This window comes from Acidobacteriota bacterium (assembly GCA_022562055.1).
Taxonomy (GTDB): domain Bacteria; phylum Actinomycetota; class Acidimicrobiia; order Spongiisociales; family UBA5794; genus BMS3BBIN02.
The window spans coordinates 1-13,619 of the sequence record JADFQA010000053.1; the positions used below are offsets into that span (position 1 = coordinate 1).

Sequence of the window (13,619 nt, forward strand, 5' to 3'; positions counted from 1 at the left end):
GACCTCCTAGTGTCTCGTGTGTCCGCCATCAACGACAAGCAGTGACCCCGTGACCCAGGCGGCCTCTTCAGACGCCAGGAACGACACCGCGGGAGCGATATCGTCAGGCATGGCGCGCCTCGGAATAGCTTGCAAGCTCTGCACAAAGTCGAATGCCTCCGCGTGGGGGCTCGCCAAAGTTCCTTCGGTCTCGGTGAGGCCGGGAGCAACTGCGTTCACCGTGATTCCATAACGTCCGAGTTCCGTTGCAAGCGCTCTCGTGAATCCCACCACGCCACCCTTCGCTGCCACATAATGTGCAAGGTTCGGAGTCCCTGCGACAAAAACGTTCGACGCGATGTTCACGATACGTCCGAACTCTGCTTTACGCATGTGGGGATACACAGCGCGGCTCGTCAGGAACACCCCATCGAGATTCACCGACATTATCCGGCGCCATTCCGCGAAATCGATGTCATCCCATTTGGTGAAGGGGACGATTGCAGCGTTGTTAACGAGAACGTCCACCTTGCCGAATCGCTCCATGGTCGCTTCGACAAGGGCACCAACCTGGTCCTCGGAACTTGTGTCGACGGTAACAGCGAGGGCGTTGGGTAGTGAATCGGCGACTTTTGCAGCACCCTTAGCGTTGATATCTGCAATGACGACGGCCGCGCCTTCGGCGCTCAGTTTCCGTGCAATTGACGCCCCAATGCCCTGCGCCGAGCCGGTAACGATCGCCACACGATCTTGATGTTTCATGTCATATTCTCCATTCCTGCTCGAATCAATACTTTGTCGATCGGATGTCTCAACTTGCGTAGAACTCTGGCGCCTTCTTCCATTCCAAGAAAGGTGTCATTTCATGTGACGGATAGATCTCGGCCTCGTGCAGCTTGGCGAGCTGTTTCAAACGTCGGATCGATTCGATACTTGCTGTCGGGTCGAGGTGAAACCCAGCGATGATTTCATGTTCAAGCGTCTCGAACGTGTATACGGCATCGCCGGCGAAGATCATCGACGGTCTATCGTCCATCTCCACCATCAGCGAGTAGTGGCCGGCGGTATGGCCCGGGGTCTCGAAGAGCCACAAGCCTTCTGCAATCTCGATGTCTCCGGTTATCTGCTCGTATTTTGTTCCCAGAAAGTCAAATGAGAGATCCGAGTAGCCGAGGCGCTCGAAGGGTTCGGGTACCTTCGCATGCCGAAGTTCTGCCTTGCTGACAAGAGTTGTGGCATTGGTCAAGTACTTGTTCCCTCCGACGTGATCGAAGTGGAAATGAGAATTGATCACATAGTTCACCTGTTCGGAATGGAACCCGCATATTTCGAGCTGGGCTGGGATCGTCTGCTCCGCAGTCTGCTCCGGAAGTTCAAACGGGAGAACCTTCTCGACGTGTTCGAGGTCGTATCCCGTATCGAACAGGAACAGGCCGTCCGGATGCTCAACCAGGACGCTGTACACGGGGAATCTCACGGGCGTTCCGACATCAACGTGCCAGAGAACCTGAGAGCGATCGATCACCAGCGAGCCGGAGTCGAGGATGTACACCTTTTTGTCAACCATTTGTCACTCGTCTCCTTTGTCGCCCTCGAGGGCCCTGCGAACTGCGATTAGCTTTGCCGCCCTAGCGGCCCCAAGCGACTTGACTTCATCAGCGTCGTAGTCGTAGATCCCGCCGAGTGTCTTGAGGCCGAGTCGACCTTCTGCGACCTTGTCTGTGATCATGGATGAAACCGTCGACGCCGTCGAAAGATCCTGGTTCAAATAGGAGCCAACGCTGCTGTAGATGTCTAGTCCGGCCATATCGATGAGTTCCAGTGGCCCAATTACCGCCAGCTTGTAGCCGATTCCCCATTTGACGCAGGTATCCATGTCTGCGTAGCTAATGATTCCACGTTCCACGAGTTCGACAACTTCGCGCAGGACAGCGTAGAGAATCCGATTTTCAACGAAACCTGGAACCTCACGCTCGACGACCGCCTTGTATCCGAACGACTGGATGAACTCGACGAGTTCGTCCCTGATTGCCGGCGATGTCTGCTCTCCTTCTATTACCTCGATCATCGGTATGAGGTGGGGTGGGTTCGACCAGTGCATGCCAATCATCCGCGATGCGCCATCGTTGCCTTCTGCCATCTTCGTGATTGGGATACCGGAAGTATTTGACGAGAGCACCGCGGTTTCGGGAGCAAGGGCGGCGATATCTACGAACACCTTTTTCTTGAGATCGAGATTCTCGGATACACACTCGATGACGAGATCAGCTTCGCTAACTGCTTCTTCGAGACTCGTCGAAAAATGGATCGATCCGTCGGGGACCAGCGGTGCGTCGAGTCTGTCGAGTACGCCACGGGCTATCTCGATGCTGGCTTTCGCCCGCTCTAGAGCGCCCTTGTCGATGTCGAATAGGAACGTCTTCATACCGGCGCGTTCGATCACCGCTCCCATCCCCGGGCCCATGGTGCCGGTTCCAATTATCGCTACTGTGTTGTATGCGACCATTTCGGTCTCCCTTCTTGTTGTTGGTTTTCAGTATCTTGGATTTGTCGCCATACTCGTTCGGGGGTGAGGGGTAGTGCGGTCATAGCAACGCCGGCATCGGCGAGCGCGTTCACGACCGCGGCTGGAAGTGCCGCAAGAGCGCCCTCTCCACATCCCTTCGCCCCAAAGGGGCCTGGTCCGTCACCGTTCTCAACGATGATGCATGTCATCTTCCCTGGCAGGTCTTCTGTGTTTGGAATGCGGTAGTCGAGGAGCGTGTCGTTCAGGAGCGCACCGTCCTCTGTGTACAGCATCTCCTCGAACAACACGTTCCCCAGTCCCTGCAACGCGGCGCCCTCGTCCTGTCGCTCTATCAGCTGCGGGTTGATCGCCTTGCCAACGTCGGCGACGCTAGACGTTTGCAGGATGCGTACGACTCCGGTCTCGCGGTCGAGTTCGACCTCGGCGCCTGCAACGCACACTTCCCAGAACACTGGTCCCTCTGCGTATGTCCCACTTCCCTTCTCGGGTTTCACCTCGCCGTATCCGCGGAGTTCACCACCGGAGAACCCAAACCGCTGGGAGATGAGGTCTGGATACGTAACCGACCTGTTCCGAAGCCAGATTTGGCCGTCGCCGGCGTGGAGTTTCTGGCGGTCGTCCAGCTCGAAAAATTGCACAGCTGTTTCGAGCAGCGAATCGAGCACCTTACGGGCAGCCAACTCCACAGCCTTTCCCGCTACGGTGGTGGAGCGGCTTGCTCCGGTTGAACGGTCGTATGGCGTGAACTGGGTATCAGTACCCGGCACGCTGACAGTAGTCGGATCGATCGACAGAACCTCGGCTGCGATCTGGGCCATGACGGTTCTCGATCCCTGGCCCATCTCAGTCGACCCGACGAGGACTGTGACCCCACCGTCGGCATCCATCCTTACTGAGGCGCTCGATACTGGGTGTGCGCCAGCGGCGAGAAGGCCGACAGAAATCCCAAGTCCTCGATTGGGAATGCGTTTTCTTCCCCAACCTATGGCAACCGCCGCCTTCTCGACATCGCCGACGAGATCGGCATCGAGTGGCCGGCCGCCCGGCCGGACCTCCTCACCGGGGCGAAGCAGGTTCCTTCGGCGAAACTCCAACGGATCAATGCCGGCAGCCCTGGCTACCTCGTCGATCTGGGATTCCCCGATCCACTGGAGGTGGGCTGCTCCGAACGCACGATACGACCCAGCTGGTCCTGTGTTGGTGTAGACACAGTGGCCGAGCACGCGCAACGACGGCCATCGGTACGGCCCCGGAGCGGCGTCGGCTGCGGTCGCGGTCACTCTCGGACCGTTGTCAGCGTATGCTCCGGTATCCAGCCAGAACTCTACCTCGCGTCCAAGAAGCTGTCCTTCCTGAGTCGCAAATGTACGCATCCGACACTTCATATTGTGTCGACGCGTTGTCACCATTGATTCGTCCACACGGTTGACGATTTTCACTGCACACCCGGCCTTGCGGGCAAGAGCGACAGCGATCGGTTCCATCTTCGTATACGACTTGCTGCCAAACCCTCCGCCAAGGTAAGGGACTATGACACGAACTCGATCAACAGCGAGTCCGAAAAGCTCAGCAATTTCAGCTCGAACAAGGAAGGGGTGTTGGCAGTTTGCCCACAGATCGATCCGGTCTCCGGCGTATTGAGCGATAACCGCGTGAGTCTCCATCGAATATTGATAAACGGCCGGAAACTCGTAATCCTTTTCGATGATGATATCTGCGAGTGCAGCCGCTGAGTCGATGTCGCCGCGGTCGAAACCATACCGATAGCAGACGTTGCCATCTCTCTCGGGGAGTTGTCCGAGTCCGTGTGCGAATCCCGGCCTCGTCTGTCCCTCATGGACGAGAGTTGCGTGTGGGGCGAGTGCCGCACCGAGACTGGCGACAACCGGAAGATCTGTGTACTCCACGATGATCGAAAGCAAGGCAGCTTCGGCCTGCTCCTCGGTTTCAGCAGCGACGGCAGCAATTGGCTCACCAGCGAATCTCACTTCATCAATGGCGACTATCGGCCGATCACGCAGAGCGTGACCATAGTATGGGTCGATGTCGTCAAGATCCTCACCTGTGAGAACGGCGACAACACCTGTCATAGCTTCGGCTACTGAAATGTCAATGCTACGAATCTTTGCGTGTCCGATGTTGCTGCGTAGTACCTTGCCATGGACCATTCCAGCGACTGACATGTCGCCCACATACTCAGCAGTACCGTTTATCTTGTCGGTTGCATCGACTCGTGGGACATTTGAGCCGATGCCATCACTCCGTCTGGCAAGCTCGTACTCGATCACTCTCGATGACGTCACGACCCACCCACGATGTCTGCTGCGGCATCAAGGATTGACCGGTAGCCGGTGCATCGACACAAATTGCCACTCAGCTTTCGACGGAGTTCGGCCTCATCGGCACCGCCACCATCTTCGACAATCGATTTGAAGGTCATGACAAAGCCGGGTGTGCAGAACCCGCACTGCACTGCTGCATGGCGTACCAACGCTGCCTCAGTTCTTTCGTAGAAATCCGACTGTTTGGCGCCCTCAATCGTCTCGACGGCGCAACCGTCCAATTCACAGGCGAGAAACATGCATGAACTCACCGTTCGACCATCGACGAGTACCGTGCAACTGCCACACACTTGCACCTCGCATGACTGCTTCGTACCTTTCAGGCTTAGCTGATCGCGCAAGAAGTCGATGAGCAACATGTTCGCGGCGACTTCACCCTCGAAGCGAACCCCATTGACCATCGTGTCGATCTGCATGCTCAGGCTCCTGCCTCGGTACCATGAACATTGTCGCTCAATCCTGCACCAAACCTGCGCTCCCACAGTGCCCAGTACTCGTCCAACAATTTGTCCTGGTACTTTGCTGGGAATACGCTCTCAGCATCCTCTTGGGAAAGGGGGTCAAGCGACCCGAGTCTCCGCGCCAGAATCTGTAGGTGAATCGCTCGCTCAAGAGTAATCGCAGCCATGACCGCCCAACGAATGTCTTCTCCGGCTACGACGACGCCATGGTTCTTGAGCAGTGCGGCGCGGCGGCCACCGAGTGCGTCTGCAACCTTCTTTCCTTGCTCGGTGGTGGTGACGAGTTCTGCAGAGTCGGAGTAGATCCCGATACCATCCTTGAAAAGGACTGAGTCGTGAGTCAGGAACTCAAGGAAAACAACGTCCGTTGATGTTGCACCGAGAGCGGTTGCGTATAGGGGGTGGCTGTGAATCACCGCTCCGACATCCGGGCGGCTCCGATAGACCTCCACGTGGATAGCAGCTTCGAGATGCATTCCTGGTGTTGCGAGGCAATCATTGTCGTTGAGATCAATCTCGATGACATCGTCGGGAGTCACCTCCCCGAGCGCAATCCCCTTCCTTTTGATGTATACGTGGCCTTCGGTTGTTGACCGAACGGATACATGGCCAAGTGTCAGGTCTTCATGGCCGAACCCGGCAATAATTCGGCATCCCAGAGCGACCTGCTCTGCGGCGCTTGCGGCGCTAAGACTATCGTCGCCACTTGGACCCATCAGGTGCCACCGTCGCTTGACGATGGGGCTGCACGGCGCTCGGTGGCCGGATATCCTCTATCCGGAAAAGTGAAAACCATGACGAAATCCTCGTTCCCGGTGTTGACAACGGTATGCCAGACACGGGGCGGTATGAAGACTGCACTCCCGGGTAACAACGCTACTGTTGTGTCATCTGAACGAAGTTCGCCATGCCCTGACACAACGAAGGCAAGCTCTTCTACAGCGTGGGAAAGATGATCAGTTTCAGTACCTGGAGTGAACACCGAGTACCCAAGACTTGACACATTGTCGTCTACCGTCGAGGACGAAACAAGAATGCGACTCCAGCTTCCGTTGGGAAGCGATATCGGATCGACATCGTCGAGCGCTATGACTCGTATGCCGCTCACAGCTGCCAGACCCCTTCCTTGAGAATGAATGAACCGTTGTCCAGGATCTCGATCGTCGCGTTGTGCACGACACCGTCGAGGTGTAGCCGGCTGGTGTTCTGTCCACCGGGATAGCAATTCTGATTGTCTCCAAGAGCGAAGTGAACGGTGCCTTTTCGACCCTTCTCCGACGGTGATCCCAAGGGCGCAAAGTCGCTCGTTCCGAAAGCGAACTCACCGATGACGTCTGCACCCTCGACATCTCGTACCGTATCGCGCAGCCTCGTCGCTTCTGCACCACCCTCGATCGCACGATATCGGCCACCCTCGACGTGCCAGGTGATTGGTGTCTCGACATTATGGGGGATACCTATCCCGAGCATGTTGCCGTCGACGACGATCGTTCCCTCGGTCTGGTCTTCGACAGCCGCATACGCAACCTCTCCCCAGAGCGGGACCGGTCCCATCATGGCACCACGTTTCTTGACCGGCACGATTTCAAGCGCTGGACGGCTTTCGATGCTGACGATGACGTCGGTTCCGCCAGGTGAGGTGACGCGAATTCGAGTTGCCCCTTCCAGTTTCGCGATAGCGGCCTGGGCGTTTGCAATCGTTCTCTCGATATCGTCGATCGAGATGAGCCAACGCCCGAAACCCTCCTCGACAGAACCAATCCGTGCGTTTGCCGCACATGACTCCTTCACGGCGCTCACATGTGCAAAACGGTTCGCCCATTCCAGATCAGTCATGATGATGATTTCATCCGCTGTGACCATCGCGGTGTGGAGGTTCCGGGGCGGCACCATCGGAAAGTGTGTGTCCTTGAGAGCCCTGCGCACCTGTGTGTCGTTGTTCATGACAACTGGCCACGCTCCGCGCTCGGACACGACGGTCGCAACCATTTCCGCTTCTTCGCTTCGCCGGTTGTCCGTAATGATGGTGACGACATCACCCTCTTGGACGTCAAAGCAGGTGTCGACGATGAGTTCGGCCGACCTCCTCATGTCTTCTTCGGTGCGGGGCTGTTCTTGGTTCTCTGCCATGATTCCTCCTTGGCGTTAGTTCTTGTTGAAATGCGGGAGTATTTCCTTTGCGAAACGTTCGACCTGACCGAATTGGTCGAGATCGCCGAAGCGGCATATGAAATGAGTGACCCCGACGTCGCGGAACGTCTCAAGCCATGCGATGATCTGGTCCGGCGTTCCTACCGGACCCCAGTTCGAGAGATCCATCGACTGGCTCAGCTCTGGGTAGTACTGAGATATGTATTGACTGAAAGCGTCCTCGGCCTCCGCCTCGGAGTCTTTGATGTTCATTGTGACTTGGTAGGAGATCGCGTAGTCAGAGATATCGACATCCAGATCATCCGCAGCGTCTTTCAAATAGCCCAACTGCTCGACGACCTCTTCGGGATGTTGTGCGCGACAACACGTCATCCACCCCTCTCCAAGTTCGACGATTCGACGACAAGCTCGCTCGAGGCGACGTTTGGCTACATCGCTTTCCAAGGTACCAAGTAGCCGGATGTTGGACACCACCCAGATCGGTGGAGGAGATTGTACGGGCATGAGAGGACCCATTTCCGTACCGGAAAAGAAGGAGACATTGTCGTAGGTGAAGTACTTGCCTTGGAGCGACACCGAACCCTCATTCCATAGGCTTCGCAGGACCCTGAGACCCTCCTCGAAGATCCCTGCCCGGTGCTTGAAGTCGAGACCGAGAGCAGCGAACTCGCGACGTACTCCGTCTTCGGGGTTCCCCATGCATACTCCAAGGATCGTCCGACCATCGGATAGAGCGTCGAGCGTTGCCCATTCGAGGGCGAGATACAGTGGATTCCGTGTCGACGTCACCAGGCAAGATGTCCCAAGTTTGACATGGTCAGTGCGCTGTGAGATTGCTGACAGCAGGTTGATTGCCTCCCATCGCGGCTTGGAAAACAAGCTGTCTCCCACCCACACGGAGTCAAAGCCTTGCGCCTCAACGAGCGTGGAGAGGTCAAGCAGATCCTGCAACGAGTATTGCGGTGTAATAAGCGGCTCACGGTTGTTCAGGTTGACACCGAAATGCATGCTGATCTCCTACGAACGTTCAATCTCGCCAAGGCCTAGGGCCGGACGCCAACTCGCTGCCATAAAGGACGAATCTGTGCGTCAGTATCCTTTGTCAACAGTTAAATGTCAACAAGATGCTTCGTCCGGGTATATCCGCGTTGTAACACTCGCTGGGCATGGAGAAATACAGTCGGGTGATGCGGGGAAACCACCCAAGGAGCCGGCTTTTGTACTGGTGGCTCAGTCGACACCAGGCAATGTCGTAGTCTGGATAAGGTCCCATTCGTCGTCATTGAGGCCTGCAAGACGTTGCTGGGGCACCGCGATATGGAGCTGAGTCAAATTCGCAGCCAAATCAGGATCTCGGGCATGAACAGCAGCCATGATCCGCTTGTGCTCTTCATACGAAGACCGCAGATCGCCACGAAGCGCCAAAGAACGGCGACGATACCTAGCCATGGGACGACTCAACTGGAGATGCAACTGTTGTAGCCGCACGTTCCCCGACTGGTCAACGAAGAACTTGTGAAACTCTGCATTCGCTTCGAAGAACATGTTGATATCGTCCCTGAACACGGCTGTGTCCATCGTCTCCATGAGACCGTCAAGAATGTCTAACTGCTCGGGTGTCAGTGTTGGAACTGTAAGAGACACAGCGAGCACCTCAAGCACCTCACGTACCTGATAAGCATCGAGAAACTCCTTACGTGACAGAACTCGCACAACAGCGCCCCGCCGCGGCCGGAGAACCACCAGCCCATCGGAGCTGAGGTGAAGGAGTGCTTCACGCACGGGACCCCTACTCGTGCCGTATTGTTCAGCAAGCTCCACCTCGGGAAGCTCCGTCCCGGGTGGTAACTCATCATCAACAATCGCAGCTTCGAGAGCTTGGTAGATCTGCTCTCCGAGGGTCCGAGCCTCAATACCGTTCACGATGGGTCCTCCCACGGTTTCGTCGGTCGTGTCGACGGTCAACAGTAGACGATGCACCGAAGGACCAAGCACCATCTGAAGAGTAGCTGATCTATCTGCACCACCATCGTGATCGACGCCAGCCAAGAATGCGATCGCAGTCAATGGTCCGAAAGAGAAGGTCCTTTCTTGAGCCAAATGTCCGTTCGAGGAATCGCCGATTGCGAACTGGTCACTAATTTGGTCTCACGTATTGCGCCAGGCGCCAAGATTCTTGACATCCTTTGGTCGCCTCATCGAGGTCAGAGCGCGACTCGACCGCGAGTTTGGGCGGTCGCTGGAGGCGCTCATGGCCTTTTACAGACGTGGTTCGAAGTGCTTCTCCGTATCGGAAGAGCCGGGCAAGCGCGACTCAAGATGTGCGACCTAGCCAATGAAATTGCTCTCACCACCAGCGGAGTAACTCGGTTAATCGATAGAATCGTCGAGGCGGGTTACGTTCAACGAACGCCATCGGATTCGGATCGTCGGGTGTTGTATCTGGAACTCACGGAATCGGGTCACGACATCCTTGAGGCCGCATGCCGCACCCATCTCAAGGATCTAGACGAGCAGATGTTTTCACGTCTCACCCGTCGCGACGCTCAGCAACTCGACTCGCTGTTGGAGAAACTGCGCTGAACCGATTGTGACGCCGTCTGCGGATCACATTGCTAGATGATGTGATCGTCCATGCCGGAGATCTGACGCAAGAGGTCCGTCTGACCGGTGTGGTAGGTCTCATGCCACAAGTCGAAGCGAATCTTGGAGAGCAGTGTGTGCCCCTCATCGTCCTCCTCCTGAAGGAGTGTGGTGTTGGTACTCGCGAGGGCTTCTCCAAGTTGTCGGCCGCTTTGGATCATCAAGGCAATGAGAACCTCCAGAGGAGCAACTCCGGGCCCGTCCTCGATGATCTTTTCTGACTCGCGCAGGTATGTACGGGCAAACTCCGTGAATATGGGGGCGGCACCGAGGCAGTTCAACACTGAGTCTCGGCCGACGAGAATATGGCCAACGACCCAGTTCATGCAATTAATGTTGTACGGAGCCTGGAAGAGTGCCTGCTCGTGGGTGAGTCCTTGGCACTGTCTCTCAACGATTGAGGTATTGCGTCGATACTGGCTGACGAGGCTGCCCGGTGTCATCGTGAGCGGTCCTGCACGTCGTGATGTTCTTCGTCGAATTCTTGGTGGATTCGGCTTGCAGTCGGACCACGTTGACCTTGATACTTGCTGCCCGCACCGGCGCTGCCGTAAGGGTTTTCGGCTGCCGTTGACAATTCGTAGAACGAGACTTGGCCGATCTTCATCCCCGGGTAAATCGCGATCGGCAGGTTGGCAACATTCGAGAGTTCAAGCGTGACCTGCCCTTGGAACCCGGGGTCGATGAATCCGGCCGTCGAATGGATAAGGAGGCCGAGCCGTCCCAGGCTCGACTTTCCCTCGAGGCGGGCAACAATGTCGTCGGCGAGTCCGATGACTTCTGCGGTGGCGCCAAGTACAAACTCCCCTGGGTGGAGGATGAAGGGATGATCCGGCGAGGCTTCGACTTGTTTAGTGAGATCTTCTTGCGGCGCCTTCGGATCGATGAGGGCGTATTTGTGGTTCTCAAAGACGCGGAACTGCGTGTCGCATCGAAGGTCGATGCTCGATGGTTGCACCATCGCCTCGTCGTACGGATCGAGAACGATCCTTCCCGCAGCGATTGCTTCCTTGATAGACCGGTCAGACAAGATCATGCGCGGATACTAGCGAAGCCGGCCAGCGGCGGACTGTAGTCGAAGTCACTATCGGTCGTGCGATTTGCCCTTCGATACCCAAGTCTCGCCGAGAGTTCAATTATCCGAGCAAACGTCGGAGCCTCGTGAGACGATCTCAGGCCGAGCGGAGAGCGTCCGTCGGAGACATTTTTGCCGCCCTGATCGCCGGGTATAGACCCGCAATTGTCCCGATAAGCACAGCTGCGCCTAGACCCCCTGCAATCGCCACCGGCGGGATGAGGGTATCCCAGCCACGCAGCTTCGCCCACCCAGCAGTGACACCGACACCGAGTGCGACACCAATGGTCCCTCCAGCTACCGCTAGAAGCAACGACTCACCAAGGAATTGAATAGCCACATGAGTCTTTGTAGCTCCGAGCGCTCGACGGAGACCGATTTCGGTTCGACGCTCCAAAACCGAGATAACCATTACGTTTGCGATTCCAACGCCGCCAACGAGTAGTGCGACTCCTCCCAAGCCGAGAAACAGAGCTGTCAAGGTTGCATCGGCAGCCTCACGAGCTTCGAGCACATCGGTCGGTCTATCAACCTCTACTTCTTCGGGGGTTTCCGGGTTCGCCGTTCGCGCTAGGACGACGAGCACATCGTTTACGAATGCCGGGTTGGTGCGGACGTAGACAGCCGTCGGGATGATGTTGTCACCGAGATAAGTTTCGGCCGCTGCAAGGCCCACGAGAGCCGCGCGGTCAAGATCGGGATTCAGTTCAAATTGGTTAAGTATGCCGATAACGGTGAACCACTCGTCGTTGAGCAGGACGAGCTGTTTTCCGCTAACGGACTGGATGCCGAGTCGACTGGCGGTTACCGCTCCCAGCACGGTGGTTGGGTAGGAGCTCGTTGCCGCGTCGAGAAATCGACCTTTTGCTATCGAGCCACCGAGGGTATCGAGCAGATTGATTGAGACGGCCTGGACAGTTATTCCTCCGGTTTGGCTAGCAGGGATGTAGTCCGTGCGATACACCGAAGCACCATCGACCGAACTGACTACGCTCGTCGCTTCAACGGGATCGATGCGTGCGATCATGCCCGCGGCATCGACTGGAAGTTCGCCGCTTCCCCTCCCAAAACCACCTCCCGCCTGGACTGTAAGCAGATTTGTCCCGAGCCGATCGAGCTGGGCGAGAAGGTCTGACTTTGAGGATTCTGATAGGCCAAGAACCGCGACCAAAGAGGCGATCCCAATGGCGATGCCGAGCGTTGAGAGTGCAGCCCTCAACTTGCGGGTGCGAAGCCCTACCGTCGCGATCCGCCAGATGTCGCGGGGGTGTAGGCGAGATGGCACAAGTTCAGAAGTGGCCACACACTCTCGCGAGTCCAGAGGGTCGTTTTGCAAACCGTTCACGCCGAATCCCCGGCTCGATCTCCGATTGGATCCTCGATGACGCCGTCTCTCATCGCAATTGTCCGAGGGATCCGGTCCGAGATCTCGCGATTGTGGGTGATGACAATGATTGTTGCGCCGTCCTCGTTTAACCCCTCAAGCAGTTCCATGATCTCGGCGCTTGTCTTACTGTCGAGATTTCCGGTTGGCTCGTCGGCCAAAATGATCGATGGTGATCCGACGATCGCTCTGGCGACCGCAACACGCTGGCCTTCACCTCCAGAGAGCTTGCCGGCGAGATGTCGAAGTCGATGACTAAGGCCTACTCGATCCAACGCCACGGCCGCGAGGTGCCGCCGGTGAGCGAGGTCCGTGCCGGTGTAGAGCAGGCCGTCGGCGACGTTGTCTAGTGCCGTGTATCCGCTCAGCAGGAAGAACTGCTGAAATACGAATCCGATGTGCCGCGATCGGAGTGACGACAGTTCTCGATCGGAAAGCTTGTTCACGTGATGGCCAGCAACGATCACCCCGCCGCTGGTTGGTCGATCAAGCGTCCCCATTATGTGGAGCAGTGTCGATTTGCCTGATCCGCTCGGTCCAACCACTGCCACGAGTTCGCCCCTGGCGATAGCGAAGGAAATCCCTCGGAGCGCCAACACAGGTGGAGTACCGGGGTACTCCTTCACAACAGCGTCAAGTTCGAGAACTGGCTCGGTCACGGAACAAGCACCTGATCGCCCGCTCGGAGCGTCGTTCCTGACACTTCTACCAGGCCGTCGGCGTAGAACCCCGGGTCCACAGCGACTAGCTGGATCGATCCGCCGCCGGTGTCCACCTCTACCGCGTAACCTCCTTCGACGAGCGCGACCAGCGCGGCAACGGGAACCGCAAGGACGTCTTGGGCAGAATCTGTTACGACGAGTACATCCACAAGCGCACCATCCAACCAATTGGTTGCTGTCGGGTCAGTGAGGACGATCTCGATGGCCAGAGTTGCCGGACTGTTGTCTGCCACCGTCGTCACGGTGGCCACAGAGGTGACTGTAGCGGCCACTTCTACTCCATCAGGTAATCGCACTCTTACGGCCATGCCCTCTTGAAGAGTCCCCTGATCCTG

The 13,619-nt window shown here is 56.9% G+C and carries 16 protein-coding genes; 1 reads left to right on the top strand and 15 read right to left on the bottom strand.

The features are described 5' to 3' along the window. Positions 1-6 precede the first annotated feature (6 nt). The 10 genes from IIC71_14105 to IIC71_14150 all read right to left on the bottom strand — a co-directional run bounded on the left by IIC71_14105 (position 7) and on the right by IIC71_14150 (position 9,425). Positions 7-741 carry an SDR family oxidoreductase gene (locus IIC71_14105; GenBank protein MCH7670315.1) on the bottom strand — a complete coding sequence of 245 codons (735 nt, stop codon included), beginning with the start codon at positions 739-741 and terminating at the stop codon, positions 7-9. A gap of 49 nt (positions 742-790) precedes the next feature. Further along, the gene (locus tag IIC71_14110; protein ID MCH7670316.1) at positions 791-1,546 is read right to left on the bottom strand and encodes an N-acyl homoserine lactonase family protein; all 756 of its coding nucleotides are present in this window, start codon (positions 1,544-1,546) and stop codon (positions 791-793) included. 3 nt (positions 1,547-1,549) lie between these two features. Next, positions 1,550-2,485, bottom strand: coding sequence for a 3-hydroxyacyl-CoA dehydrogenase family protein (locus IIC71_14115; protein ID MCH7670317.1), 936 nt, complete (start codon positions 2,483-2,485; stop codon positions 1,550-1,552). Beyond that, positions 2,464-4,809: a xanthine dehydrogenase family protein molybdopterin-binding subunit gene (locus IIC71_14120; protein MCH7670318.1), complete on the bottom strand. Its 2,346-nt coding sequence runs from the start codon at positions 4,807-4,809 to the stop codon at positions 2,464-2,466. Before IIC71_14120 ends, IIC71_14115 begins: the two co-directional genes overlap by 22 nt. Further along, positions 4,806-5,264, bottom strand: a complete 459-nt coding sequence (locus IIC71_14125; GenBank protein MCH7670319.1) for a (2Fe-2S)-binding protein — start codon at positions 5,262-5,264, stop codon at positions 4,806-4,808. Before IIC71_14125 ends, IIC71_14120 begins: the two co-directional genes overlap by 4 nt. A gap of 2 nt (positions 5,265-5,266) precedes the next feature. Next, positions 5,267-6,025 carry a class II aldolase/adducin family protein gene (locus IIC71_14130; protein ID MCH7670320.1) on the bottom strand — a complete coding sequence of 253 codons (759 nt, stop codon included), beginning with the start codon at positions 6,023-6,025 and terminating at the stop codon, positions 5,267-5,269. Then, the gene (locus IIC71_14135; GenBank protein MCH7670321.1) at positions 6,025-6,417 is read right to left on the bottom strand and encodes a cupin domain-containing protein; all 393 of its coding nucleotides are present in this window, start codon (positions 6,415-6,417) and stop codon (positions 6,025-6,027) included. Before IIC71_14135 ends, IIC71_14130 begins: the two co-directional genes overlap by 1 nt. Continuing rightward, positions 6,414-7,439, bottom strand: coding sequence for a hypothetical protein (locus tag IIC71_14140; GenBank protein MCH7670322.1), 1,026 nt, complete (start codon positions 7,437-7,439; stop codon positions 6,414-6,416). Before IIC71_14140 ends, IIC71_14135 begins: the two co-directional genes overlap by 4 nt. Positions 7,440-7,454: 15 nt before the next feature. Continuing rightward, positions 7,455-8,468 (bottom strand): LLM class flavin-dependent oxidoreductase, encoded by a 1,014-nt coding sequence (locus tag IIC71_14145; protein MCH7670323.1) that lies wholly within the window; start codon positions 8,466-8,468, stop codon positions 7,455-7,457. Positions 8,469-8,690: 222 nt separating this feature from the next. Then, positions 8,691-9,425 carry a GntR family transcriptional regulator gene (locus IIC71_14150; protein ID MCH7670324.1) on the bottom strand — a complete coding sequence of 245 codons (735 nt, stop codon included), beginning with the start codon at positions 9,423-9,425 and terminating at the stop codon, positions 8,691-8,693. Between the two features lie 312 nt (positions 9,426-9,737). Between IIC71_14150 and IIC71_14155 the strand changes: the two genes are divergently transcribed. Beyond that, positions 9,738-10,043 carry a MarR family transcriptional regulator gene (locus IIC71_14155; protein MCH7670325.1) on the top strand — a complete coding sequence of 102 codons (306 nt, stop codon included), beginning with the start codon at positions 9,738-9,740 and terminating at the stop codon, positions 10,041-10,043. Positions 10,044-10,075: 32 nt separating this feature from the next. Here the strand turns inward: IIC71_14155 and IIC71_14160 are convergent, their stop codons facing one another. From IIC71_14160 to IIC71_14180, 5 genes are all read right to left on the bottom strand, one after another. Further along, positions 10,076-10,546, bottom strand: a complete 471-nt coding sequence (locus tag IIC71_14160; protein ID MCH7670326.1) for a hypothetical protein — start codon at positions 10,544-10,546, stop codon at positions 10,076-10,078. Further along, positions 10,543-11,139 (bottom strand): dCTP deaminase, encoded by a 597-nt coding sequence (locus tag IIC71_14165; protein ID MCH7670327.1) that lies wholly within the window; start codon positions 11,137-11,139, stop codon positions 10,543-10,545. Before IIC71_14165 ends, IIC71_14160 begins: the two co-directional genes overlap by 4 nt. Before the next feature lie 136 nt (positions 11,140-11,275). Then, positions 11,276-12,481, bottom strand: coding sequence for an ABC transporter permease (locus tag IIC71_14170; GenBank protein MCH7670328.1), 1,206 nt, complete (start codon positions 12,479-12,481; stop codon positions 11,276-11,278). Positions 12,482-12,519: 38 nt separating this feature from the next. Further along, positions 12,520-13,221, bottom strand: a complete 702-nt coding sequence (locus IIC71_14175) for an ABC transporter ATP-binding protein (GenBank protein MCH7670329.1) — start codon at positions 13,219-13,221, stop codon at positions 12,520-12,522. After that, entirely contained in the window at positions 13,218-13,556 is a 339-nt protein-coding gene (locus IIC71_14180; GenBank protein MCH7670330.1) for a hypothetical protein, read from the bottom strand. Before IIC71_14180 ends, IIC71_14175 begins: the two co-directional genes overlap by 4 nt. Between the last annotated feature and the right edge of the window lie 63 nt (positions 13,557-13,619).

Coding starts and splice junctions, on each gene's coding strand:
- IIC71_14105 (MCH7670315.1), bottom strand. CDS start 741: ATGAAACATCAAGATCGTGTGGCGATCGTTACCGGCTCGGCGCAGGGC.
- IIC71_14110 (MCH7670316.1), bottom strand. CDS start 1,546: ATGGTTGACAAAAAGGTGTACATCCTCGACTCCGGCTCGCTGGTGATC.
- IIC71_14115 (MCH7670317.1), bottom strand. CDS start 2,485: ATGGTCGCATACAACACAGTAGCGATAATTGGAACCGGCACCATGGGC.
- IIC71_14125 (MCH7670319.1), bottom strand. CDS start 5,264: ATGCAGATCGACACGATGGTCAATGGGGTTCGCTTCGAGGGTGAAGTC.
- IIC71_14130 (MCH7670320.1), bottom strand. CDS start 6,025: ATGGGTCCAAGTGGCGACGATAGTCTTAGCGCCGCAAGCGCCGCAGAG.
- IIC71_14140 (MCH7670322.1), bottom strand. CDS start 7,439: ATGGCAGAGAACCAAGAACAGCCCCGCACCGAAGAAGACATGAGGAGG.
- IIC71_14145 (MCH7670323.1), bottom strand. CDS start 8,468: ATGCATTTCGGTGTCAACCTGAACAACCGTGAGCCGCTTATTACACCG.
- IIC71_14160 (MCH7670326.1), bottom strand. CDS start 10,546: ATGACACCGGGCAGCCTCGTCAGCCAGTATCGACGCAATACCTCAATC.
- IIC71_14165 (MCH7670327.1), bottom strand. CDS start 11,139: ATGATCTTGTCTGACCGGTCTATCAAGGAAGCAATCGCTGCGGGAAGG.